This window comes from Kluyvera georgiana (assembly GCF_050990895.1).
GTDB lineage: Bacteria > Pseudomonadota > Gammaproteobacteria > Enterobacterales > Enterobacteriaceae > Kluyvera > Kluyvera georgiana.
On sequence record NZ_CP158865.1, the window covers coordinates 3,279,907 to 3,302,856 of the forward strand.

General features: G+C 54.7%; 21 protein-coding genes. 15 read left to right on the forward strand and 6 right to left on the reverse strand.

Annotation, left to right across the window (positions count from 1 at the left end; genetic code table 11):
• Positions 1–35 precede the first annotated feature (35 nt).
• Complete coding sequence (locus tag ABTW00_RS15620; RefSeq protein WP_064548642.1) at positions 36–299, forward strand: GrxA family glutaredoxin; 264 nt, start codon at positions 36–38, stop codon at positions 297–299.
• Between the two features lie 33 nt (positions 300–332).
• On the opposite strand, the gene ABTW00_RS15625 is transcribed toward ABTW00_RS15620, so the two are convergent.
• Positions 333–719, reverse strand: a complete 387-nt coding sequence (locus ABTW00_RS15625; RefSeq protein ID WP_064548735.1) for an inner membrane protein YbjM — start codon at positions 717–719, stop codon at positions 333–335.
• Positions 720–993: 274 nt separating this feature from the next.
• On the opposite strand from ABTW00_RS15625, the gene ABTW00_RS15630 reads away from it, so the two are divergent.
• Both ABTW00_RS15630 and ABTW00_RS15635 read left to right on the forward strand, forming a co-directional pair.
• Entirely contained in the window at positions 994–2,682 is a 1,689-nt protein-coding gene (locus tag ABTW00_RS15630) for an aspartate:alanine antiporter (RefSeq protein ID WP_433636280.1), read from the forward strand.
• Between the two features lie 286 nt (positions 2,683–2,968).
• Positions 2,969–3,766 (forward strand): SDR family NAD(P)-dependent oxidoreductase, encoded by a 798-nt coding sequence (locus ABTW00_RS15635; RefSeq protein ID WP_433636281.1) that lies wholly within the window; start codon positions 2,969–2,971, stop codon positions 3,764–3,766.
• Here ABTW00_RS15635 and ABTW00_RS15640 read toward each other — a convergent pair.
• Positions 3,763–4,314 carry a TetR/AcrR family transcriptional regulator gene (locus ABTW00_RS15640; protein ID WP_433636282.1) on the reverse strand — a complete coding sequence of 184 codons (552 nt, stop codon included), beginning with the start codon at positions 4,312–4,314 and terminating at the stop codon, positions 3,763–3,765. The genes ABTW00_RS15635 and ABTW00_RS15640 overlap by 4 nt on opposite strands.
• Positions 4,315–4,395: 81 nt before the next feature.
• Between ABTW00_RS15640 and ABTW00_RS15645 the strand changes: the two genes are divergently transcribed.
• Both ABTW00_RS15645 and ABTW00_RS15650 read left to right on the forward strand, forming a co-directional pair.
• Complete coding sequence (locus tag ABTW00_RS15645; protein WP_433636283.1) at positions 4,396–5,598, forward strand: MFS transporter; 1,203 nt, start codon at positions 4,396–4,398, stop codon at positions 5,596–5,598.
• Positions 5,598–6,410 carry a Cof-type HAD-IIB family hydrolase gene (locus ABTW00_RS15650; RefSeq protein ID WP_433636284.1) on the forward strand — a complete coding sequence of 271 codons (813 nt, stop codon included), beginning with the start codon at positions 5,598–5,600 and terminating at the stop codon, positions 6,408–6,410. The genes ABTW00_RS15645 and ABTW00_RS15650 overlap by 1 nt, the downstream gene beginning before the upstream one ends.
• 69 nt (positions 6,411–6,479) lie before the next feature.
• Here ABTW00_RS15650 and ABTW00_RS15655 read toward each other — a convergent pair whose 3' ends face one another.
• Positions 6,480–7,715 (reverse strand): MFS transporter, encoded by a 1,236-nt coding sequence (locus ABTW00_RS15655; protein ID WP_433636285.1) that lies wholly within the window; start codon positions 7,713–7,715, stop codon positions 6,480–6,482.
• A gap of 267 nt (positions 7,716–7,982) precedes the next feature.
• On the opposite strand from ABTW00_RS15655, the gene ybjG reads away from it, so the two are divergent.
• The 5 genes from ybjG to ABTW00_RS15680 all read left to right on the forward strand — a co-directional run bounded on the left by ybjG (position 7,983) and on the right by ABTW00_RS15680 (position 12,753).
• On the forward strand, positions 7,983–8,591 hold the full coding sequence (gene ybjG / locus ABTW00_RS15660) for an undecaprenyl-diphosphate phosphatase (protein WP_433636286.1): 609 nt from the start codon (positions 7,983–7,985) through the stop codon (positions 8,589–8,591).
• 306 nt (positions 8,592–8,897) lie between these two features.
• Positions 8,898–10,448 (forward strand): PTS sugar transporter subunit IIA, encoded by a 1,551-nt coding sequence (locus ABTW00_RS15665; protein ID WP_433636287.1) that lies wholly within the window; start codon positions 8,898–8,900, stop codon positions 10,446–10,448.
• Positions 10,449–10,475: 27 nt separating this feature from the next.
• On the forward strand, positions 10,476–11,501 hold the full coding sequence (locus ABTW00_RS15670) for a PTS fructose transporter subunit IIC (RefSeq protein ID WP_065355626.1): 1,026 nt from the start codon (positions 10,476–10,478) through the stop codon (positions 11,499–11,501).
• An 11-nt stretch (positions 11,502–11,512) separates the two neighbouring features.
• Positions 11,513–12,370, forward strand: a complete 858-nt coding sequence (locus ABTW00_RS15675) for a helix-turn-helix domain-containing protein (protein ID WP_065355625.1) — start codon at positions 11,513–11,515, stop codon at positions 12,368–12,370.
• The gene (locus ABTW00_RS15680; protein ID WP_065355624.1) at positions 12,367–12,753 is read left to right on the forward strand and encodes a PTS fructose transporter subunit IIB; all 387 of its coding nucleotides are present in this window, start codon (positions 12,367–12,369) and stop codon (positions 12,751–12,753) included. Before ABTW00_RS15675 ends, ABTW00_RS15680 begins: the two co-directional genes overlap by 4 nt.
• Here the strand turns inward: ABTW00_RS15680 and ABTW00_RS15685 are convergent.
• The 3 genes from ABTW00_RS15685 to ABTW00_RS15695 are packed head-to-tail and all read right to left on the reverse strand — an operon-like array spanning position 12,740 to position 16,225.
• The gene (locus tag ABTW00_RS15685; RefSeq protein ID WP_433636288.1) at positions 12,740–13,489 is read right to left on the reverse strand and encodes a phosphatase; all 750 of its coding nucleotides are present in this window, start codon (positions 13,487–13,489) and stop codon (positions 12,740–12,742) included. The two genes, ABTW00_RS15680 and ABTW00_RS15685, sit on opposite strands and share 14 nt — an antisense overlap.
• Before the next feature lie 47 nt (positions 13,490–13,536).
• Entirely contained in the window at positions 13,537–15,531 is a 1,995-nt protein-coding gene (gene tkt, locus ABTW00_RS15690) for a transketolase (protein ID WP_433636289.1), read from the reverse strand.
• On the reverse strand, positions 15,482–16,225 hold the full coding sequence (locus ABTW00_RS15695; protein ID WP_433636290.1) for an HAD-IA family hydrolase: 744 nt from the start codon (positions 16,223–16,225) through the stop codon (positions 15,482–15,484). The genes tkt and ABTW00_RS15695 overlap by 50 nt, the downstream gene beginning before the upstream one ends.
• Before the next feature lie 272 nt (positions 16,226–16,497).
• Here ABTW00_RS15695 and ptsP point away from each other — a divergent pair, with 272 nt between their 5' ends.
• From ptsP to tal, 5 genes are all read left to right on the forward strand, one after another.
• Positions 16,498–19,008 carry a phosphoenolpyruvate--protein phosphotransferase gene (ptsP, locus tag ABTW00_RS15700; RefSeq protein ID WP_433636291.1) on the forward strand — a complete coding sequence of 837 codons (2,511 nt, stop codon included), beginning with the start codon at positions 16,498–16,500 and terminating at the stop codon, positions 19,006–19,008.
• Between the two features lie 62 nt (positions 19,009–19,070).
• On the forward strand, positions 19,071–19,391 hold the full coding sequence (locus tag ABTW00_RS15705; protein ID WP_065355620.1) for a PTS fructose transporter subunit IIB: 321 nt from the start codon (positions 19,071–19,073) through the stop codon (positions 19,389–19,391).
• A 170-nt stretch (positions 19,392–19,561) separates the two neighbouring features.
• The gene (locus ABTW00_RS15710; RefSeq protein WP_065355619.1) at positions 19,562–20,665 is read left to right on the forward strand and encodes a PTS fructose transporter subunit IIC; all 1,104 of its coding nucleotides are present in this window, start codon (positions 19,562–19,564) and stop codon (positions 20,663–20,665) included.
• A gap of 9 nt (positions 20,666–20,674) precedes the next feature.
• The gene (locus ABTW00_RS15715; RefSeq protein WP_433636292.1) at positions 20,675–21,928 is read left to right on the forward strand and encodes a class II D-tagatose-bisphosphate aldolase non-catalytic subunit; all 1,254 of its coding nucleotides are present in this window, start codon (positions 20,675–20,677) and stop codon (positions 21,926–21,928) included.
• 70 nt (positions 21,929–21,998) lie between these two features.
• Positions 21,999–22,949 (forward strand): transaldolase, encoded by a 951-nt coding sequence (gene tal, locus ABTW00_RS15720; protein ID WP_065355617.1) that lies wholly within the window; start codon positions 21,999–22,001, stop codon positions 22,947–22,949.
• The last annotated feature ends 1 nt before the right edge of the window (position 22,950 follow it).

Genomic DNA, 22,950 nt, shown 5'->3' on the forward strand with positions numbered 1-22,950 from the left:
ACGTTAATGATTCCGCTCGTTTGAGGAGAGACACTATGTTTACCGTAATTTTTGGTCGTCCGGGCTGCCCTTATTGCGTTCGTGCAAAAGAGCTGGCGGAGAAACTGACTCAGGAGCGCGACGATTTTAACTACCGTTACGTGGATATTCACGCAGAAGGCATCAGCAAAGCCGATCTGGAAAAAACGGTAGGTAAACCGGTTGAAACCGTGCCGCAGATTTTTGTCGATCAGAAACACATCGGCGGCTGCACCGATTTTGAAGCGTGGGCGAAAGAGAATCTGGGCCTGTTTGCCTGATTCGCTTAACGAGACGTGACACAACGCCCGCCCTTAAAGCGGGCGTTTGTCTTCCCGGCGTTTGTCGTGCAGCAACGAACTGACGAACAGGTAGCACAGCGCGCCGAGCGCACACCAGAAGATAGCGCTGAACAGCCACGCCAGCTCTTGCCAGAAAGAACCGTGGTTCTCGAGAAACAGTCGCGTTAGCAACAGGCAAAACGGTGCCGCAAGGATTGCCCCGACCAGCGGCAACATCACCCGGCGACGTGGAGAGATAAAGCTGGACACCGCGCCTGGAATAATAAAAAACAGCAGGCCGAGTTCAGGATTTCCAGATGCGCGAAATGCGCCCTTGACGTGCAGGACAAGTGAAAAAAAGACCACAATAAAAAGTAAAAAGCAGCATATTATACCGACCCAACCGCGTTCAGTTTTCACACGCATCTCCTGAAAAATTCTCTATCAAACCCCATTCATCACCCTTACGGGCGCCCAGTCAGATAAAGTTTTTGGCTTTCCCTGCCAAAACACTTCGGTGCTAAAAGCGATTGTTGCTAGCCGTAGCTTTCAGGAACGATTAAACTACTGACCGCTATTTTCTGGTTATTTTTTGGGTACAGGATAGCATCAAGCCAACCATCGCCCTTGGTCAACAGTAGACCAAATAACCATTTCTTTCAACACGTTACTGGTAAACGATAAGTTAGATTCCGTGAATATAAACGTCGCAGATTTGTTAAACGGGAATTACATCCTGTTATTATTCGTGGTATTAGCGCTGGGGCTTTGTCTTGGCAAATTACGGCTGGGCTCTATCCAACTTGGTAATTCCATTGGCGTTTTAGTCGTCTCCCTCTTATTAGGGCAGCAGCACTTTAGTATTAACACCGACGCGCTGAATTTGGGCTTTATGCTGTTTATTTTCTGCGTCGGCGTTGAAGCCGGGCCTAACTTTTTTTCTATTTTCTTCCGCGACGGTAAAAATTATCTCATGCTGGGGTTAGTGATGGTCGGCAGCGCGCTGCTGATTGCGCTGGGCCTCGGTAAACTCTTCGGCTGGGATATCGGTCTGACTGCCGGTCTGCTTGCCGGCTCCATGACGTCTACGCCGGTTCTGGTGGGTGCAGGAGATACCCTGCGCCACTCCGGGATGGAGGCCACTCTGCTGGCGCAGGCGCAGGATCATCTGAGCCTCGGCTACGCCCTGACCTACCTGATTGGTCTGGTCAGCCTGATCGTCGCCGCCCGCTATATGCCGAAGTTCCAGCATCAGGATCTGCAAACCAGCGCCCAGCAGATCGCCCGCGAGCGCGGTCTGGACACCGACACCAATCGTAAAGTCTATCTACCGGTGATCCGCGCTTATCGCGTGGGTCCAGAGCTGGTCGCATGGGCCGATGGCAAGAACCTGCGCGAACTGGGCATCTATCGCCAGACCGGCTGCTATATCGAACGTATCCGCCGCAACGGCATTCTGGCGAACCCGGACGGCGACGCCGTCCTGCAAATGGGTGATGAGATTTCGCTGGTGGGCTACCCGGATGCCCATGCGCGTCTGGACCCGAGCTTCCGTAACGGTAAAGAGGTGTTCGACCGCGATCTGCTGGACATGCGCATCGTTACCGAAGAGATCGTGGTGAAAAACCATAATGTGGTGGGCCGCCGTCTGGCGCAGCTGAAGCTGACCGACCACGGCTGCTTCCTCAACCGCGTCATCCGCAGCCAGATTGAAATGCCGATCGACGATAACATCGTCCTCAATAAAGGTGATGTGTTGCAGGTGAGCGGCGACGCGCGCCGCGTGAAAACCGTCGCCGATCGTATCGGCTTCGTTTCCATCCACAGCCAGGTGACCGACCTGCTGGCCTTCTGCGCCTTCTTTATCATCGGCCTGATGATCGGCATGATCACCTTCCAGTTCAGCAACTTTAGTTTCGGCGTCGGCAACGCTGCCGGATTGCTGTTTGCGGGCATCATGCTTGGCTTCCTGCGCGCCAACCACCCCACCTTCGGCTATATCCCACAGGGCGCGCTGAACATGGTGAAAGAGTTTGGTCTGATGGTGTTTATGGCGGGCGTCGGCTTAAGCGCTGGCGGCGGCATTGGCAACAGCCTCGGCGTGGTTGGCGGCCAGATGCTGGTTGCCGGCCTGTTCGTGAGCCTGGTTCCGGTGGTTATCTGCTTCCTGTTCGGTGCTTACGTCCTGCGTATGAACCGCGCGCTGCTGTTCGGCGCCATCATGGGGGCACGTACCTGTGCGCCAGCAATGGAAATCATCAGCGATACCGCGCGCAGCAATATTCCGGCGCTGGGTTATGCGGGCACGTATGCGATCGCAAACGTGCTGTTAACCCTTGCCGGTACGCTCATTATCATCATCTGGCCAGGGCTAGGCGGCTAGCCCTGGCAGGGGAAAACAAAGAAAAGAAAATTTTTTTGCGCAACGCAGAACTTTTCCTCAGGGTGCGAGTCTTAATTAGTGCCACTGCTTTTCTTTGATGTCCCCATTTTGTGGAGCCCATCAACCCCGCCATCTTTGGTTCAAGGTTGATGGGTTTTTTGTTGCCTGAATTTCAAATAACCAACATAAAATCAAACCGTTAACACACACCACTTTTCCCCTTCGCTTGCATCTCTTTCCCCCTATCCCATACTCATAGAACACGCACCGACCCATGAGGTGACCTATGTTATTAGCAGGCAAAGTGGCGATTATCTTCGGCGGTAGCGGTGCTATTGGCGGCGCGGTAGCGCATGCCATGGCCCGTGAGGGCGCGCTGGTGCATCTCGCGGCGCGCCATCAGGATAAGCTCGACGCGGTGGCCGAAAGCGTGCGCGCGCAGGGGGGGACTGTCAGCACCTTTACCGTTGACGTACTCGATGAACAGGCGACGCAGCGGCGCGTTGCGCAGCTGGCCGAGCAGGCTCACGGTATCGACGTGGTGGTGAACGCAACCGGCTTTATGCATGAGCAGGGAAAACATCTGGAGCGGCTCTCTCTTGCCGAGTTCAGGCAGGGGATCGATCCGTTTCTGGCAGCCCAGTTTATTATCGCCAAATCGACTGCCCCCTATCTGGGCGGACGCCGCCAGGGGGTGATGCTGACCGTTGTCGCCCCGGCAGCCGCGATGGCAATGCCTGGACACCTGGGACATATCGTTGGCTGTGCGGCAACGGAGGCGTTTATTAAAGCGCTGGCGAGCGAACTGGGCCCACGCAATATCCGCGTGCTCGGCGTACGTTCACACGCAATTATCGGGGCCGTAGAGGCGGGTTCCTATACCGGAGAGATCTTTCGCCAGAAGGCGCAGGCGATGGAACTCACCGTCGACGAATGGCTGGGCGGCGCGGCGCAAGGCACCCTGCTTAAACAATTGCCTACGCTCGAGCAGGTCGCCGGCGTGATAACATTTTTGGCCGCTGACGCCGCCGGGGCCATGACCGCGACTATCGTCAACGTGACCGCTGGCGCGACGCTGAGCTAGCGCAGATTCTCCCCGGCAATGCGCCCCACCATGTTGCGAATATCCTCGCGCGCCAGCGGCTGGCGGTCGGTGACAAAATGCAGCGTCATGCCTTCGATAAAGGCGTCCAGCGCACGGGCCGTCGTCGGGTCAAACCACTGCTCCAGCGTCTGCTGGCTGCGCGTCATCCAGTTTTGCATAATCGCTTTCATCGACGGCGTACTGCTCGCCAGCGCGTACAGCTGATACATCAGTGTCATATTCTTTGGCGTGGTCACCTGGCTGCTGAAAATGATGCCAGCCACGGCATCGCAGGCTTCCGTAGTGTTGGTCACATGGGTGAAAAACGCCGTGTACTCTTCTGACATCCGCTCGGTAAAGGTACGAAACGCCTCGCCCAGCAGCGCTTCAATGCCGTCGAAATAATAGGTCATAGACCCCAGCGGCACATCGGCGCAGGTGGCGATTTTACGGTGCGTAACCGCATTAATGCCATGCGTGGCGATCGTCTCCAGCGTGGCATCAACAATGCGCTCCCGGCGCAGCGGGTCATTCGGTCGACGAGCCATAATTCTCCTCATGCAGATTATGTACAAATGTACACAGTCTTGTTAGTGTTGTCTGCACACTTTCCGACCCGACGCGAATGGATGACAACGTTAACTTCTCGTAAAGCCCTACAGCTGCGAATGTGGGCGCTCTTTATGTTCTTCTTTTTACCCGGTTTATTAATGGCCTCCTGGGCTACGCGTACGCCTGCGATCCGCGATATTTTATCGGTTTCCACCGCCGAGATGGGCATCGTGCTGTTTGGCCTGTCGATTGGTTCGATGAGCGGCATCCTTTGTTCGGCCTTTTTGGTGAAACGATTCGGGACCCGCGCGGTGATTCGTACCACCATGTCATGCGCCCTCTTTGGGATGATGATCCTCAGCCTGGCGCTGCACTTTAGCTCGGCGTGGATCTTCGCCATCGGCCTCGCCATCTTTGGCGCGAGCTTCGGTTCGGCTGAGGTGGCGATTAACGTTGAAGGCGCGGCGGTCGAGCGCGAAATGAAAAAAACCGTATTGCCGATGATGCACGGCTTTTACAGCTTCGGCACGCTGGTTGGCGCCGGCATCGGCATGGCGGTCACCGCTTTCGGTCTTCCTGCAATGTGGCATATCCTGCTGGCGGCGCTGGTGGGCATTGCCCCCATTGCCATTGCGATTAAGGCCATTCCCGACGGCACGGGTAAAAACGCCGCGGAAGATGCCCAGCATCAGGAAAAAGGCCTGCCGTTCTGGCGCGATATGCAGCTGATGCTGATTGGCGTGGTGGTGCTGGCGATGGCGTTCGCCGAAGGTTCTGCCAACGACTGGCTGCCCCTGTTGATGGTCGACGGCCACGGCTTCAGCCCGACTTCCGGCTCGCTCATTTACGCGGGCTTCACGCTGGGTATGACCGTCGGGCGCTTTACCGGCGGCTGGTTTATCGACCGCTACAGCCGCGTCAGCGTCGTGCGCGCCAGCGCGCTGATGGGGGCGCTCGGCATTGCGCTAATTATTTTTGTCGACAGCGCCTGGGTGGCCGGCGTGTCGGTTATTCTATGGGGACTGGGCGCGTCGCTTGGCTTCCCGCTCACGATTTCCGCAGCCAGCGATACCGGCCCGGATGCGCCAACCCGCGTCAGCGTTGTCGCCACCACCGGCTATCTGGCGTTTCTGGTCGGGCCGCCGCTGCTCGGCTTCCTCGGCGAACATTACGGTCTGCGTAGCGCGATGCTGGCCGTTCTGGCGCTGGTTCTGATTGCCGCTCTGGTGGCGAAAGCGGTGGCGAAACCCGAGCCCCGCGTTGTAATGGAGAGTCATTGATGAGCGTTAAACTGATCGCTGTCGACATGGATGGCACGTTTTTAAACGACAAGAAAACCTATAACCGCGAGCGCTTCCGTCAACAGTATGCGCGGATGAAAGAACAGCAGATTCACTTTGTGGTCGCCAGCGGCAACCAGTACTACCAGCTGGCGTCGTTCTTCCCGGAAATTGTTGATGAAATCGGCTTCGTTGCCGAAAACGGCGGCTGGGTCCGCGACGCCGGAGAGGACGTTTTCAACTGTTCAATGCCGCGTGACCATTTCCAGCAGATTGTGGCGTTCCTGCAAACGCGCCCGGAAATTGAGATTATTGCCTGCGGTAAACAGAGCGCCTACACGCTGAAGCACTATGACCAGCGCTTCCACGATATTGCGGTGCACTATTATCACCGTCTGGAGCTGGTGGAAAATTTCGATAACCTTGACGACACCATTCTCAAATTCGCCCTGAATATTCCGGACGAAAAAGTGCCGCAAATGCAGACGCTGCTTGATGATCAGCTTGGCCATATGCTCACCGCCGTCACCACCGGCCACGGCAGTATCGACCTGATCATCCCCGGCGTGCATAAGGCACACGGTTTGAGCCTGCTGCAGGCGCGCTGGGGCATTCATAATGAGGAAGTCGTGGCATTTGGCGACAGCGGTAACGATATCGAAATGCTGAAGCAGGCAGGCTACGGTTTTGCGATGGCCAATGCGTCTGAAGCGGTGAAAGCGGTCGCGAATTATCGTGCGGCGCACAATAACGAAGAAGGCGTGCTGGAGATTATTGATAAGGTGCTCAACGGCGAAGCGCCGTTTGCCTGATTGAGATCCGGCTAGCTTATCGGGCCGACTGGTCGATTATCGATCGTAGGCCCGATAAGCTGCGTACGGTTATTGCGGCTGTAAGCCGCTGCCGACCGTTTTATCCCGCAGGAACATCACCATCAGCCCAAGCCACAGCAAACCACCGGCCAGGTTGAACAGGCTGAATAAGCCAATTCCTCCCAACAGGTACATGTGTTTACTGAGCTCAATGCCGACGGTAAAGATCAGCATTTGCAGCATGCCCATCGCCGCAGAGACCGTCCCCTTGCTCATCTCGCTGGCAAACAGCGTCAGACGCACCAGCCCGGCGTTGGCCAGACCAATGCCGAAGGCGTAGAAGCTTAATCCGGCGGTCATCCACAGATAGGCATGAGACGACACCACCGTCGCCGCAGCGGCCAGAGCAAGACCGAACATAATGGGGTACCCCCCCGCGACGATCAGCGCACGCACCGTCCGACGCGAGGTCAGACGCGCCAGCACCAGGTTACCGAGGATCAGCGCGCCAAAAATCGGCACCTGTAGCAGGCCGTATTCATAGCTGCTCGCACCTTCACCGCTAATAATAATCACCGGCGACTGCGCGATCCACGCCAGCAGCGGCAGGCTGACAAAACCCGTTGCCAGCGCCCCCGCCACGAAGCGGCCATTTTTCAGCACTTCGCGATAGTCTCGCCCCAGCTCTTTTAACGACAGCTTCTCGCCAATGCGCGTCGCCGTCTCCGGCATCTCCTTATGCAGCCCGATATAGGCCAACGCTGCCAGCGCCGCGAAGAGGACAAACATGCTCTCCCAACGGGCGACGTGGATCCACGCGGCCCCCACCAGCGGCCCCAGTAATGGCGCAATCAGCGCGACGTTGGCCATCAAGGCGGTTATCTTGATACAGGTCGCCTCATCGTAAGACTCCTGAATTGCCGCATACCCCACCGCGCCGATAAAGCACAAACTCACGCCCTGTAAAAAACGCAGAAAGGTGAACTGCTCAATGTTTTGCACCAGCAGAATCGCCAGGCAGGTGACGATAAACCAGACAACGCCGGTGAGCATGACCGGGCGGCGGCCAATGCGGTCCGATAGCGGCCCCAGCAGCCATTGCAGGAACATACCGCCGGCAAGGTAGGCGGTCATCGAGGTCGGCACCCACTCATCGCCAGCGTTGAATTCCTTCACCACTGCGAGCATGCCGGGTTGGATCATATCGTTGCCGATATAGGTAGAAAACTCATAGAGCACGAGGCAAAGCGGGAACAGAATCGCCTTGCGCCCTAAGCGTTTCCGGGAAGAAGATAAAGTGTCCATATGACTCGATATGACTCGTATGCATTCTAAAAACGCGCAAGTTTAATCAATGCGCGCTAGTGGTGATAGTCAATTATCACGCAGCTTAACAATTTCGCACAAATTGATGTTGTTAAGATTGGCTTAAGGTAGTCGGCACTATACTCTACGCCACGCGATAGGCCGCCTTAAATTGAGTATAGCGAATCAGACAATGCCGCTTTACCCGCCAGACATGGCTTTTTAAGGTAGCAGTCATATAAATGTCATCTATTAAGCCGGAACGCTATGCTGGAAAACCTGAACAACTCGCTGTTTTTGCTCATCAATGCCACCCCTGCTTCGGCGGCGTGGGAAATTTCATTGGCGACATTCATCGCGCAGGATCTGATCCTGATAGTCCCGCTGCTGGCCGCCGCCATGTGGCTGTGGGGTGAACGTAAGCAGGTGCATGCTCAGCGTCATCTGGTGGTTAAAGTCGCGCTGGCAATTGCGATTAGCCTGACGCTGTCGTGGACGATTGGTCAGCTGTTCCCGCACGAGCGTCCGTTTGTCGAAAAGGTCGGGTATACGTTCCTGCATCACGCGCCTGATAACTCCTTCCCGAGCGATCATGGCACGGTGATTTTCACCTTCGCGCTGGCGTTCCTGTTCTGGCATCGTTTGTGGTCCGGGCTGGTTTTGATGATCGTGGGCATAGCGATTGCCTGGTCCCGCGTCTACCTCGGCGTACACTGGCCGATGGATATGCTCGGCGGTTTCCTCAGCGGCCTGGTGGGCTGTCTGGTCGCTCAAATGCTGTGGCACGCCATCGGCGCAACGGTTTATCCGCGCCTGCAGCAGCTTCATCGTACCGTCTTCTCACTGCCCATCCGCAAGGGTTGGGTACGCGAATAACTACCCTGCTGCCGCCCTGAAAGGGGCGGTTTCTCCGCTTCCCCTCCCAAATAGCTTAAATTTTGTGACTTGCCTCGCAAACTCTCCATGGCCTTATTAAATAATTATCATTATTAAAAACATAGAGATAGCTCATATTATCTGACTGATAAAATATGACTAACATCACAAATTCACAATCAGTTCACTATTTTTAAGAAAAGGTGACATTTTTACTATATTAACCCCTGAGGGAACGGTAAAAGATAGCAGGTGTCACATGATCTTTTTACTCGACCTACCCGCGCAATCCCCTCAGGAGTGACCATGGCGAAGGAAATCACCTACCACTGCACGTTAAGCGAGGGGATCCACGCCAGGCCTGCTGGACATATTGCCCGTCTGTGTAATACCTGGCAGGCCGATGTTGTCTGGCAGAACTTACGAACCGGGATCGTTGGCAGTGCTAAAAATGCGCTCTCGCTGGTCGCCACCGACACCTTGCCGGGCGATACCTGCCGCATAACCCTGAGCGGGCCGGACTGCCAAAGCGCAGGCGTCGCGCTGACGACGTTGCTCGAGCAGTTGCCAAATTTCAGTGCCGCTCCGCCCTCTCCCCCCGGCTCACTCCCGCGCTGCCTTGAAGAACTGCATCCGCATTATCTGCCCGGCGACCAAATTAGCGCCGGTATAGCCATCGCGCCGCCGGTATTTATTTCAGGGGTCAGCTTTGACACGCTGCTCACCCAATGCCCAGGAGAATTTGAGCAGCCAGAGCCCGCACAACAGCGCCTGCTTGCCGCGCTGGAAACCTTGCGACAGACAAAAGCGCGCGATTTACAACGTTCAGAAGGCATCGAACGGGATCTTCTGGAAGCCCATCAAATGTTGATTAGCGATCGCGAATTTCAGGCCAGCATCGAGGGCTATCTGCATCGGGGAATGCGCGTCTGGTCTGCCGTTATCCATGCATCAATGGATTTTAGCGCCGCGTTGCTGCGCTCTCCTAGCCGCTATATTCAACAGCGTACGCTGGATATTCTCGATATTGCTACGCAGCTCCTCTATGTCCTCTACCCGGATCATCCACTGCTGCAACCCGCACCCTCCCTCGCTCGCCCAAGCCTTGTGTTTGCAAGCCGGCTCACCCCGAGCCAGCTTATGTCGCTGGCGCGGAAAAATCTGGCGGGCCTGGTGATCTCCGCGACAGGGAAAAGTTCGCATACCGCCATCCTCGCCAGAGCGCTGAATATCCCAACGTTGGCGGATATTGATGTCGACCCGGTAGCCCTTTCCCGAAAACCGCTTCTGATACTCGATGCCGAGCACGGGATTCTGATTACCGAGGTCAATAACCAAATCGAGCGCTATTTCCGCCACGAAATAGCCGTTCAGACGCAGAAGCGTCAGCAAGCCAGGGCCGCGCCGAGCGAATGGCCCTTGTTGACGCCGGAGTTTATCCAGTGGGATCTGGATGCTAAAGATAAAAATGAAACGATCAAAAGCATGGTTGATAACCTTTGGCTACAGCAGCGCACGGATTCCCGGGACCAGCTTTGTCATGACATCTGGGCACGAGAGACACCGTTCCCGACCGTAGTTGGCACAGGCTTTGCCATTCCGCACGCGCGCACCGAGGCGGTAGAACATTCCACTATTAGCATCGCCAGATTACGCCATCCGGTTACCTGGGGAGGCGTGCAGGTGGAGACCGTTTTCATGCTCTCCATCAGCGCGGTTGCGGCGGAAAACGAGCATATGCGCTATTTCTCAAGCTTGGCCCGCCTGTTAATGAACGATGAGTTCGTCAGTAAAGCCAAAGAGACCACAACCCCGATTGCACTCTACAACCTGATTTTTAGCACCTTAATGTGCTGATTCGCCCAACACAGCAACGAGGCCGGTATGTTAAAACTGTTAAAAAATACCAAGCGGCATTTTATGACTGGCGTCTCCTATATGGTGCCGTTTGTCGTCGCGGGTGGCGTACTGCTGGCGCTGGCCGTCATGTTCAGCGGCCATGCGGCGATACCTGAAAGCGGTTTCCTGAAGGCTATGTCGCAAATTGGCATGGCGGGGTTGACGCTGTTTATTCCGATTCTTGCCGGATTTATCGCCTGGTCAATGGTTGATAAGCCGGGTATTGCTCCCGGCGCCATCGGTGGCCTGATGGCCTATCAGATGGGGGCAGGATTTCTCGGCGGCATGCTGGCGGGGATCATCGCCGGGCTGGTGGTATGGGTGCTGCTGGCGGGGATTGCGCGCCTGAACGTCCCCGGTTTTCTGCGCATGGTGCTGCCAATTTTTATCATCCCGCTGCTGGGTACCTTCGTCACCGGGATGGCGGTGTATTACATCATCGGTGACCCAATTGCCGGGTTGATGAAGTGGCTGAGCGAATGGCTCACTAACATGCAGGGAATATCATTTATCATTCTCGGCGGTATTTTGGGCTGCATGATCGCCGTCGATATGGGCGGTCCGATGAACAAAACCGCCTTCTTCTTTGCCGTGGCGCTGATCTCGACCAACCCGCAATTGATGGCCGCTGTCGCCGCCGCCGACTGCACGCCACCGCTTGGCCTCGCGCTGGCCACTTTTATGTTTAAAGGCATTTTCAACGACGTAGAACGCGAAGCCGGTAAACCGGCGATCATCATGGGTTTTATGGGAATTACCGAAGGCGCCATTCCTTTTGCCGCCGCCGACCCAATCCGCGTGATCCCCGCCATCATGCTGGGCAGCGCCGTGGCGGCGATTTCATCTCTGTGGTTTGGCGCAACCAACGCCGCCCCGTGGGGCGGGCTTATTGTACTGCCGGTCGTCAGCAACCACTTCGGCTATATCGTTTCGGTGATTGCCGGTACGCTCACCACCGCCATTGCGGTAAAGGTTCTGAAAACCATGGTGAAATCCCAGGATGAGGAATAAGGACGCAGACAATGGCCGCATTTATTCAGTCAATTTTGAGCGAGTTCAGCACCCAGAGCGCCGCCAGCGAAAGCGTGCTGGTCGCCAACGGTAACGCGCAGCCGCCGGTCATGGCCTACCACCTGCACGTACCGCGCATTGAGCTGACGGTAAAAGGGACGCTCAGTATGCTGCTGCCAAAAGGCTGCGATCGCATTATTAAGTGCGAACGCGCAGTCGGCACCATCACCTATATTCCCGCCAACAGCTGGAATTCACCGCAGTGGGAAAACCCGGTTATCTGTATGTCGATTGTTTTCTGGAAACAGGACGTCGGCTTTAGCATCAGCAATTGGGACGGGGCACAGTTCAAAGAGGTGGAAAAATTTAACCTGCAAAACTCCAGCAGTACGGTGCGCGACCGGCTACTGGAGTTAGCGGAATCGATGGCGTGGGCACAGGATATAACGGGCGAAACCTTTGCTCACATCGTCTACGCTCTGCTTAACGATTTGCTTTATCAGGTGGCCGAAGGGATGAATAACCCGAGGGGGCCTTTCTCACTGCTGGACGACATCAAAAGCTATATAGATAGCCATTATCATCAGGAGATCAGCCGCGAAAGCATCGCGGAAACCTTTAATATTTCCCCCGGCTACCTTTCGCGGCTGTTTTCCCGTGAATCAGACGTGAAGTTTAATGAATACCTGAAGCTCGCCCGGATCTCTCGGTCGAAAATGCTGCTGACCAACACCACCATGAAGATAAACGAGGTCGCAGAAAAGTGTGGTTTCACCGATACCAACTATTTTTGCAAAGTGTTCCGGGACATTAACGATTGTACGCCGCTTGAGTACCGGCGTAAAAACAAGGGAGCAAACCTATCATGACCCGTATCGCAAAAGAGGAAGTGCAGCCCTTCTCCAGCGATCGCCACCTGCATATCGTGGCGGTTACAGCCTGCGCAACCGGCGTGGCGCATACTTACATGGCCGCCGAGCAGTTGGAAAAACTGGCGAAAACCTATCGCTTCTCGATCAAAATCGAGACTCAGGGTGTGCTGGGGCTGAAAAATGAGATAACCGAAAAGGACTTACACGAGGCCGAACTCGCTATTATCGCCTCCGATATCACCATTGATAACCCAACGCGCTTTGACGGCTGCCGCATTGTCAACGTCTGCATCAATTCGCTGTTGCTCAAGCCGTCAGAGGTGATCTCTGCGATTCGCAAGTCGCTGAACCTGCCACGGGGCAACGTTATCGATCTTTAGCAAATAGCATATTCAGTTCCATAATGGGCTCGCCGCCGCGCCGTTCAAGAAATGCCAGCACTCGCTGGGGCGAGCCGTTTAAAATACGCTCTTGCGGAAACTCACTCTCCGTCAGCAGATGCTGGCAAGCGCTGAAGTCACCCAATGAAAACGCACTGTGCGAGTCTGTCCCCAGCGACAGTAAGCCACCGCTATCGCGCACCGCAGCCACAATTTTGCGACAGTTCCCCTCGCTCCCTCTCCGGGAAAGCAGAAATGACGCGTTATTGACCTCCAACGCAACGTCATATTCCCGGGCGGCGGCGACCACCGCTGAAATATCTATCGGGTATTCCGGATTGCCCGGATGGCTAATGATATGCACCTTACCGCTGGCGATAACCGCAATCATCGCCTCGGTATTGGCCACGATACCTGCGGGGGCAAAAACCTGCTTATGGAAGCCTGCGATGACAAGATCCAGCGCGCTGCGCATCTTATCGCTGCAATCCGTTTCGCCGTTGGCCTTAATGTTAGCCTCAATACCGCGCAGCAGGCCCACGCCGTCCACTACTCTTGGCAGAATACGCAGATTGTTAAAATGAAAAGCGTGAGGGGCATCGACCATTTCCGGGCCATGATCGGTAATGGCAATGAGCCTTACGCCTTTACGCGCGGCGGCGGCAAGATAATCGTGAACGGTGCTGTAGGCATGGGTGCTCGCCACGGTATGCAGATGCAAATCAACGTTGAACATAACTCCTCCCGGTGAAAATCGGCCCCGGTCAACAGGGGCCTGAATGATTACGCCAGCAGCGCTTTGGCCTGGCGTACCACGGCCTCCGTGGTGATACCAAACGCGTCATACAGCTGCTCAGCGGGCGCAGATTCACCAAAGCCATGCATTCCGATAATTGCTCCGTTCAGCCCGGTATATTTAAACCAGTAGTCGGTGATACCAGCTTCGATTGCCACCCGGGCGGTCACCGATGTTGGCAACACCGCTTCACGGTAGGCGGCCTCCTGCCGATCAAAACGATCGGTACAGGGCATCGACACCACACGAGCGCGAACGCCTTCGGCAGTCAGTTGCTGCCAGGCTGCCATAGCCAACGCCACCTCCGAACCGGTGGCGATGAGAATCACCTGCGGCTCACCTTCACAGGCTTTCAGCACATAGCCCCCTCTCGCAATGTCCTGAATTTGCTGCCAGGTGCGCTCCGGCTGAAGCAGATTCTGCCGCGAGAGGATCAGCGCGGTCGGGCCGTCTCTGCGTTCAACGCCTTGTTGCCACGCCACAGCGGTTTCTACCTGGCAGCAAGGCCGCCACACGCTGAGATTTGGCGTCAGGCGTAGCGAGGCAATCTGTTCCACCGGCTGATGCGTTGGGCCATCTTCCCCCAAACCAATCGAGTCGTGGGTATAGACCATGACATGACGCTGCTTCATTAGCGCCGCCATGCGCACCGCGTTGCGCGCGTATTCAACGAACATCAGGAAAGTGGAGGTGTATGGCAGAAAACCGCCGTGCAGTGCAATACCGTTAGCGATAGCGGTCATACCAAACTCACGTACGCCATAATGAATATAGTTACCATCGCTATCTTCATTAATGGCCCTTGAGCCGGACCATAGCGTCAGATTGCTGGGCGCTAAATCCGCCGAACCGCCTAAAAACTCCGGTAGCAGCGGGCCAAAGGTTTCAATGGCATTTTGTGACGCTTTACGGCTGGCAATCTTCGCCGGCTTAGCCTGCAGGTGTTCAATAAAAGCCTGCGATTTTGCATGGAATTCAGCAGGAAGATCGCCGTTAAGGCGACGGGTCAGTTCCGCCGCCGCCTCCGGGAAAGCCTGCGCGTAGGCGGCAAAACTCTGCTGCCACTGCGACTCTTTGACTTCACCGGCCTCTTTCGCGTTCCAGAGTGCATAAATTTCGGACGGTACCTCAAAAGGCGCATATGGCCAGTTCAGCGCCCGACGGGTGGCGGCAATTTCCGCCTCACCGAGCGGGGCACCGTGCACGTCATGGGTGCCCGCTTTGTTCGGAGAGCCAAAACCAATCACCGTTTTACATATCAGCAAAGACGGTTTATCGCTCACCGCCCGGGCGGCCTGTATCGCGCGCTGTATCGCCGAAGCATCATGTCCGTCGACATCACGCACCACGTGCCAGCCGTAGGCTTCAAAACGCAGGGCGGTATCGTCGGTGAACCATCCCGCCACGTGGCCGTCAATCGAGATCCCGTTATCATCATAAAATGCCACCAGCTTTCCCAATTTAAGCGTGCCGGCCAGCGAACAGGCTTCATGGGAAATCCCTTCCATCATGCAGCCATCGCCCATAAAAACGTAGGTAAAGTGGTCAATCACGGCATGGCCGGGGCGGTTAAACTGCGCCGCCAGCGTTTTCTCCGCTATCGCCATGCCTACGGCGTTGGCAATCCCCTGCCCCAGCGGGCCGGTTGTCGTTTCGACGCCTGCGGTGTAGCCCACTTCCGGGTGTCCCGGTGTTTTTGAGTGCAGCTGACGAAAGTTTTTCAGTTCACTCAGCGGCAGATCGTAGCCGGTGAGATGTAACAGGCTGTAGATCAACATCGAGCCGTGACCGTTCGACAGAACAAAGCGATCGCGGTTAACCCAGCCCGGGTTTGCCGGATTGTGGTTGAGGAAGTCTCGCCACAGCACTTCCGCAATATCCGCCATTCCCATCGGCGCGCCCGGGTGGCCCGATTTCGCCTGCTGTACCGCATCAATACTGAGAAAGCGAATCGCGTTCGCCAGCGTTTTTTTCGAGATCATCACATGCTCCATGTTCAATGCTGAGGAAAAATGTCCCGCTGTCTTTACGACTGACGGAAAGATTCTGGTAGTACGGTATCGTGGCGAAAACCTCGAGATCATGGGCTGCAGACTGTGGTGTCAACACCTCCACCACCGCACATTGCGCCGCCTGCGCCGACAGCAGTCCGGCACAGGAATCCTCAAACGCCACGCAGTGGAATGCGGAAATATTCAGACGCTGCGCCCCCAGCAAGAAAGGCTGCGGGTCAGGCTTCCCACGCGTAATATCTTCGCTGGTTATCAGCACGTTGGGGAAAGGCAGCCCCGCGTGGTGAATGCGCGCCGAAGCCACCTTCAGTGAACCCGAAGTCACGATGGCCCAGGGGACGCTGAGCGAATTGAGGGACTGGAGAAACTCCCGGGCTCCGGGCACTGGCGTCATGCCTTCCGCATGGCTTACTTCATACGCCTCAAGCGCCAGAAACTCCTGTTCAATAACCGCGTCGCTTGCGTCCGGCATAAAGTGACGCAGCGTGCTAACCGCCGGCTTCCCATGCAGGTAATGACGCACCGCCTGCGCACTGACCCCCTTACGCTCCGCCCAGGCGCTCCAGGAGGCCTCGACAAAATCCAGCGAATTTACCAGCGTGCCGTCTAAATCAAAGAGCAGTCCACGGAAATGCATATTCATCACCATCACTAGCCACAACATTCTTTATTTCTATCGCAGCTAATGACCTTCAATAAATATAAATAAAGGGGCTTCCATAGTAATTCTGTTATCACCACCCTATCCCCCCTTATTTAAGTTCATTTTCATGATTAAAGTCACAAAATAAATAGCTGGCCATTTTTTTCAAGAAAACGTCACATTTTTTATATTCAAACAACGTGCTGAACGGTCAAGGATATACCTATGAAATGCAGATACCGTTCTGCAAAACAAAAATTAACCCGCATTGGCGAAACGTTTGGGGAGTGGTTATGTCGGAATTGATTACCTATCAGTGTGAGCTTAAGGAAGGTATCCATGCCAGACCGGCAGGACATATTGAACGCCTTTGTAATACTTTTCAGTCTGAGGTGAACTGGAAAAATATACGCAGCGGATTACAGGGCAGCGCCAAAAGTGCGCTCTCGCTTGTCGCTACTGATACCCTTCTGAATGACGAATGCGAAATTATCCTCAGCGGCGCCGACGCCCGACGTGCGGCAAGTGAACTTACGGCATTGCTAAAAAAGTTGCCGCAGTTTGAAGTCGCTCACGAGGAAGAATCACAGGTTCCTGCCGGCTATCTTCCTCGATCGCTGCGTGAAATGCAGCCCAGTTTCATTCAGGGTTCACGTATCAGCGGCGGCGTGGCAATTGCCCGTCCGGTGGTGGTGAAGAGTCTGAGTTTTGACGACATCATGGCGCGAGCCCCCATGGAAACCCGTGCAACAGCCGAGGAAAAGCAGGCGCTGAACGCCGGCATCGAGGCGTTAAAACAGGCCAAGCTGGATATCCTTGAAAGCAAAGTCGGCGTCGAACATGATATTATCCAGGCTCATTTATCCATTATTACCGACGCCGCTTTCCAGCAATCTATTAGCCACTTTATTGATAATGGTGAAAATGTCTGGCGCGCCACCGTATTGGCGGCCATGGATTTCTGCGAAATACTCAAAAAATCGTCCAGTAAATATATTAAAGAAAGAACGTTGGACGTGCTTGATATTACTAGCCAATTGCTGACCACCGTCTATGGTGAGCATTCTCTACCGCAACACGGCCTTAATCTTAATGCCGCTTCGATTATTTTTTCCGATAACCTGACGCCAAGTAAATTCCTCGGGATTAATAAAAAGATGCTCGCGGGGATGGTGCTTACTGCCACCGGAACAACATCGCATACCGCGATTCTTGCCCGTTCACTGGGCATTCCGACGCTGACCGATATCGATTTTTCCACGCTCGATCTACAGCCGCAGCAGGAAATAATTATCGACGGCAACCTGGCTCTCCTGGCAACGGATCCCGATGAGCCGCTCCTGCGTTATTACCGTAACGAAATGGCGGTACAACGAACGATGCAACAGCAGATGCTGAGCAGCGTCCACCAGCCTGCGGTCAGCGCCGACGGGCATCGTCTGGAAATAGCCGCCAATATCGCCAGCGTTGAAGAGGCCGAGGCGGCGTTTAATAACGGCGCCGAGGGCATCGGGCTATTCCGTACTGAAATGTCATTTATGGACCGCGAAACGCCGCCGGATTATGCCGAGCTGGCGGCTCTTTATACTCGCGTGATGGCCTGCGCCAACGGTAAGCCCGTCATCTTCCGCACCTTTGATATCGGCGGCGATAAGCCCGTTGATTACCTGAACCTCGGCGAAGAAGAGAATCCATTCCTTGGCTATCGCGCGATACGCACCTACCCGCGCTATCGTGACCTGTTTGCAATGCAGTTGAAGGCCATCCTTACCGCCTCCTCGGCGGGCGATGCGAAGGTGATGATCCCGATGATTGCCAGCGTGGAAGAGATTATCTGGTGTCGAGAAGTGCTGGAGGCGGTCAAACAGGCGATGCGCAAGGAAGGTTTACCGTTTAACGACACGATTTCACTTGGGGTCATGCTGGAAGTGCCGTCCGTCATCTTCGCGATTCCTGAAATGGCCGAATATGCCGACTTCTTTAGCGTCGGCAGCAACGACCTGACGCAGTACTTTTTCGCCGCCGACCGGGGAAACCCACAGGTAGCTAATGTTTATGACAACTATGCCTCGTCCTTCCTGCGAGCGCTGCAGTTTGCTATCGATGAAGTACATCGTGCTGGAAAATGGATCGGCCTGTGCGGCGAGCTCGGCGCCAGTAAAGATTTCCTGCCGCTGCTCATCGGTATGGGGTTTGACGAACTCAGTATGAGCGCTACCGCTATCCCCGGCGTAAAACATGCGCTGCGCGAACTCAACTTCGCTCAGTGCCGGTTGATGGCTCTGGAAGTGCTTGCGCTTACCCGCTCAGCGGAAGTGAAAGCCGCGCTTCAGACGCCAGCAGTGAAGGCGGAAACTCAAAAATCGATTCTCGCGCCGGAGTTTATTCTTTTCAATCTTGATGCCGAGGATAAAAACGAAGTCATTAAGAAGATGACCGATAACCTTTGGCTACATCACCGCACCGACTGCCGTGAGCACCTGTGCGATGATATCTGGACGCGCGAGGACGCGTTCTCTACCGCCGTCGGCTACGGTTTTGCCATTCCGCATACCAAATCCGACCACATCACCGATTCAACCATCAGTATGGCGACGCTGGCGCACCCTATTATATGGGGCGACCAGCAGGTGGAAACTATTTTCATGCTTACAGTCTGTAAATCCGCAGACTCAAATATGCATATGAAATATTTCTCCACCCTCGCCCGTAAATTAATGAAAGAGGAATTTCGCAATGAAATAAAAAATGCTGATAGCGTCGACGTACTCTACAACCTGATGACCAGAACGCTGGACGTCTAAGTTCATGGTCATAGATTAAAAATTTAAATAAACAGCCAATATAAAAATCTCAGGAGCATCTTATGAAAATTGTCGGAGTTGCTGCATGCATTACCGGTGTTGCCCATACCTATATGGCTCAGGAAGCCATTGAGCAGGAATGTAAAAAACGGGGATACGACGTAAAGGTTGAAACACAGGGCGGTATGGGCATTGAAAACGAATTAAGCGACGACGAGATTGCCGAGGCCGATGTGGTGATTCTGGCGATCGCCATCGGTATCGAAGGCGTTGAACGCTTTGAAGAAAAAGAAGATGCCGGACGCGTCATTTCACTCAACCCAGCCGAAGTCGTACGCGACCCCGTCGCGATTATTGATAGAGCAGAAAAGCTGGTGAGTTAATTAAAACGACCTTTCCCGAATTTATTTCGGCATTCGGAAAGGGACATAACACGTAATGTAATTTCTGCGAGCCCATTATTTTCATGGCCAGACCTGAGTGTCTGGGGGCGTGTTACACCCTCATCAGGACGCTGGCCTAATAAAAAATAGCGGGAGCCAGGAGGATAAATATGTCGGAAAAAATGAAAGCCATTAAAGATGATTTAGTTAAAGCGTTCAGCACCGGTGTGTCGTACATGATGCCAGTGGTGGTGGTCGGTGGGATCTGCCTGGCGCTGTCACTGGTTGGCGGCGAACCGGTCGTAGGCAAAGGGATGGTGGTAACCAACCCATTCTTACTCAATCTGGGGGCTATCGGGAGTGCGGGGCTTGGAATGATGATTCCGGTGCTGGCCGCCTATATCGCCTACTCCATCGCCGGTAAGCCGGGGCTAACGCCAGGCATTATCACCGGGTTTATGGCCAGCACTCCGCTGGGTGCAGATCACGTGGTGACGGGTTTCCTTGGCGCAATGCTGCTCGGCATTCTCAGCGGCTACGTCGCGAAATGGATCAAAACCTGGAAGGTGGGTAAAGCCCTGATGCCGGTTATGCCAATCATGATTATCCCCATCGTCTCCACCTGCATCGTCGGCATGCTCTACCTGTACGTCCTGATTGGGCCTATCGGCGCCGCCATGAAATGGCTGGTCTCCATGCTCTCCAATATGCAGGGCAGCAGCGGCATCGTATTAGGGCTGATCCTTGGCGCGATGGCAGCCTTCGATATGGGTGGCCCGGTCAACAAAACCGCCACGGCCTTCACCCTGGCGCTGATGGCAGAAGGAATTTACGGCCCGAACGGCGCCTACCGAATTGCTTGTGCGATTCCGCCGCTGGGCATCGCCCTGTCCACTTTCATTTCTCAGCGTAAATGGGCTGAGGATGAACGCCGTATGGGTACCTCGGCGGCCTTTATGGGGCTCATTGGGATTACCGAAGGCGCGATTCCTTTCGCGGTGAAAAACCTTAAGACCGTTCTGCCTTCCATCATTATCGGCAGCGCTGTCGGCGCTGGCCTGGCGATGGTTCACGGCGTGGAGTCGATGGTGCCGCACGGCGGATTAATTGCCATCGCGGGCGTCAATAAAGCGCCTCTGTGGTACGTCCTCGATATGGCGATTGGCGTCGTTGTTACCGCGATCTGCCTGCACATTCTACGTCCAAACATTAGCGAACCGATTAAGAAAACCGACGCTAAAAAAACCGTTCATTCCGATATGAATAAAGCCTAAGGAGTTGTCATGAAAAACACCATGAAGCAGTACGTTGATTATATCGTTAAGGGTGGAAAGTCCACGATGCTGGGTATTGGCCCAATGTCTCCGGCGCTTATTCAGGCATGTTTTGAATTAGGCAAAGAAAAAGATCTGCCGCTGATGTTCATTGCCAGCCGTAACCAGGTTGATGCCGATGAATTTGGCGCAGGCTACGTCAATAACTGGGACCAGTTCCGCTTCGCCGCCGACCTGAAAGCCATGGCTGATAAGGTCGGTTTCGATGGCGACTACTTCCTCTGTCGTGACCACGGTGGCCCATGGCAGCGTGATAAAGAGCGTAAAGACCATATTCCCGAAGCACAAGCGATGGAGCTGGCGCGGCGCTCTTATCAAATTGATATGGATGCGGGGTTCGACCTGCTGCATATCGACCCCACGAAAGACCCGTATGTCATGGGGAAAGTGATTGATATTGAGCTGGTATTAAGCCGTACCGTTGAGCTTATTCGCTTCTGTGAAGCGTACCGTAAGAAGAACAATCTGAAAGAGTTCTTCTACGAAGTGGGCACCGAAGAGACCAACGGCGGTCTGACCGACATCAGCGCCTACGAAGGCTTTATCATCGAACTGAACAAACGTCTCAGTGACGAAGGGCTGCCGCAACCGCTGTTTATCGTCGGCCAGACGGGTACCCTGACCCGCCTGACCAAAAACGTTGGCCATTTCAACGATACGCAATCGGCGGAACTGTCGGCAATCAGCACCCGTTACGGCGTGGGCCTGAAAGAGCACAACGGCGACTATCTGCCGGACGAAATACTGCTCAAACATCCAGGCCTTGGAATCACCGCGATGAACGTCGCTCCGGCCTACGGCACCATTGAAACCCGCGCCTATCTGAAGCTCGCGGAAGTGGAAAAAGATCTGGCGGCAAAAGGCTTTATTAAATCCGCGTCGGATTTAAAAACCGTACTGACCCGCGAGTGTGTCCTGAGCCACAAATGGGAAAAATGGATGACCGACGAGCATAAAAATAAATCCGAAGAGCAAATCTTTAGTGAACCTGCGCTGCTGAAGGAAATTCTTGAGCTCAGCGGTCACTATAACTATGAAAAACCGGCGGTCGTGAAAGAGATGCAGCTGATGTTTGCCAACCTGAAATCGTTCGGCATCGAACCAGAACGCTATGTGGTGAACAAAATTAAAGACATGATTCAGAACGAAGCTGAGTGCTTTAATATGCCGGGTCTGACCACCCGCGTCGCGCAAGCTAAATAATAAACGGCGAAAAATAGGGAGAGGGCCCCTCCTTATTTTTCATCGCACTGAATAAATACAGGTACAGGTTATGAATCAGCTTGAACAATTAAAGCAGCACACCATTATTGTCGCTGACAGCGGGGATATTGACAGCATTATCGCCTATCAGCCCGAAGATGCGACCACCAATCCGTCGCTTATTTATAAAGCAGCACAGTTGCCACAGTATCAGCCTCTGATAAAAGAGACCGTTGCTCGCGTAAAATTACGCAACGCTGGAAAAACAATCCTGCCTGCCACGCTGGCCGATCATCTGGCGGTGAGCATCGGCGCGCTGATTCTGAAAAGCGTGCCGGGGCGTATCTCCACCGAGGTGGATGCGCGCCTGTCGTTTGACACCAACGCCAGTATTCACAAGGCCCGTGAGCTGATTGCGCTGTATGCCGAACAAGGCGTAGGAAAAGAACGCGTGTTGATTAAACTTGCCGCCACCTGGCAGGGAATCCGCGCGGCCGAAGTGCTGGAAAAAGAGGGCATTCGCTGTAACCTCACCCTGCTCTTCTCCTTCGCGCAGGCCCGCGCCTGTGCCGATGCGGGCGTATTTTTGATCTCTCCGTTCGTCGGGCGTATTTACGATTGGTACAAAAAAAACAATCCGGAAACCCGCTACACCGTGGAAAACGATCCGGGCGTGGAGTCCGTCCGTCGTATCTATCACTTCTACAAAACGTATGGCTACCAGACTGTGGTGATGGGGGCGAGCTTCCGCACGCCGGAGCAGGTACTGGCCTTGAACGGCTGCGATCGCCTGACGGTTTCCCCCTCGCTGCTTGCCGAGCTTCAGCAGCGCAATGCCAGCGTACCAGCACCGCTGCACTATGCCGGTGAAACGCAGCCAAAGCCTGACGCCATCAGCGAAGCAGCGTTTTATTGGGCACACAATCAGGACGCCATGGCGGTAGAGAAGCTGGCCGAAGGCATTCGTCTGTTTGCTGTTGACCAGAACAGTCTGGAAAGCTTGCTGGCACAATATCTTTGAC

Excerpts from the sequence above, each read along its gene's own strand:
- ybjG (WP_433636286.1), top strand. The coding sequence starts at position 7,983 with ATGCTGGAAAACCTGAACAACTCGCTGTTTTTGCTCATCAATGCCACC.
- ABTW00_RS15695 (WP_433636290.1), bottom strand. The coding sequence starts at position 16,225 with ATGTTGTGGCTAGTGATGGTGATGAATATGCATTTCCGTGGACTGCTC.
- ABTW00_RS15710 (WP_065355619.1), top strand. The coding sequence starts at position 19,562 with ATGTCGGAAAAAATGAAAGCCATTAAAGATGATTTAGTTAAAGCGTTC.
- ABTW00_RS15645 (WP_433636283.1), top strand. The coding sequence starts at position 4,396 with ATGACAACGTTAACTTCTCGTAAAGCCCTACAGCTGCGAATGTGGGCG.
- ABTW00_RS15675 (WP_065355625.1), top strand. The coding sequence starts at position 11,513 with ATGGCCGCATTTATTCAGTCAATTTTGAGCGAGTTCAGCACCCAGAGC.
- ABTW00_RS15635 (WP_433636281.1), top strand. The coding sequence starts at position 2,969 with ATGTTATTAGCAGGCAAAGTGGCGATTATCTTCGGCGGTAGCGGTGCT.
- ABTW00_RS15650 (WP_433636284.1), top strand. The coding sequence starts at position 5,598 with ATGAGCGTTAAACTGATCGCTGTCGACATGGATGGCACGTTTTTAAAC.
- ptsP (WP_433636291.1), top strand. The coding sequence starts at position 16,498 with ATGTCGGAATTGATTACCTATCAGTGTGAGCTTAAGGAAGGTATCCAT.
- ABTW00_RS15685 (WP_433636288.1), bottom strand. The coding sequence starts at position 13,489 with ATGTTCAACGTTGATTTGCATCTGCATACCGTGGCGAGCACCCATGCC.
- ABTW00_RS15655 (WP_433636285.1), bottom strand. The coding sequence starts at position 7,715 with ATGGACACTTTATCTTCTTCCCGGAAACGCTTAGGGCGCAAGGCGATT.
- ABTW00_RS15665 (WP_433636287.1), top strand. The coding sequence starts at position 8,898 with ATGGCGAAGGAAATCACCTACCACTGCACGTTAAGCGAGGGGATCCAC.
- ABTW00_RS15705 (WP_065355620.1), top strand. The coding sequence starts at position 19,071 with ATGAAAATTGTCGGAGTTGCTGCATGCATTACCGGTGTTGCCCATACC.
- tal (WP_065355617.1), top strand. The coding sequence starts at position 21,999 with ATGAATCAGCTTGAACAATTAAAGCAGCACACCATTATTGTCGCTGAC.
- ABTW00_RS15715 (WP_433636292.1), top strand. The coding sequence starts at position 20,675 with ATGAAAAACACCATGAAGCAGTACGTTGATTATATCGTTAAGGGTGGA.
- tkt (WP_433636289.1), bottom strand. The coding sequence starts at position 15,531 with ATGATCTCGAAAAAAACGCTGGCGAACGCGATTCGCTTTCTCAGTATT.
- ABTW00_RS15670 (WP_065355626.1), top strand. The coding sequence starts at position 10,476 with ATGTTAAAACTGTTAAAAAATACCAAGCGGCATTTTATGACTGGCGTC.
- ABTW00_RS15620 (WP_064548642.1), top strand. The coding sequence starts at position 36 with ATGTTTACCGTAATTTTTGGTCGTCCGGGCTGCCCTTATTGCGTTCGT.
- ABTW00_RS15640 (WP_433636282.1), bottom strand. The coding sequence starts at position 4,314 with ATGGCTCGTCGACCGAATGACCCGCTGCGCCGGGAGCGCATTGTTGAT.
- ABTW00_RS15680 (WP_065355624.1), top strand. The coding sequence starts at position 12,367 with ATGACCCGTATCGCAAAAGAGGAAGTGCAGCCCTTCTCCAGCGATCGC.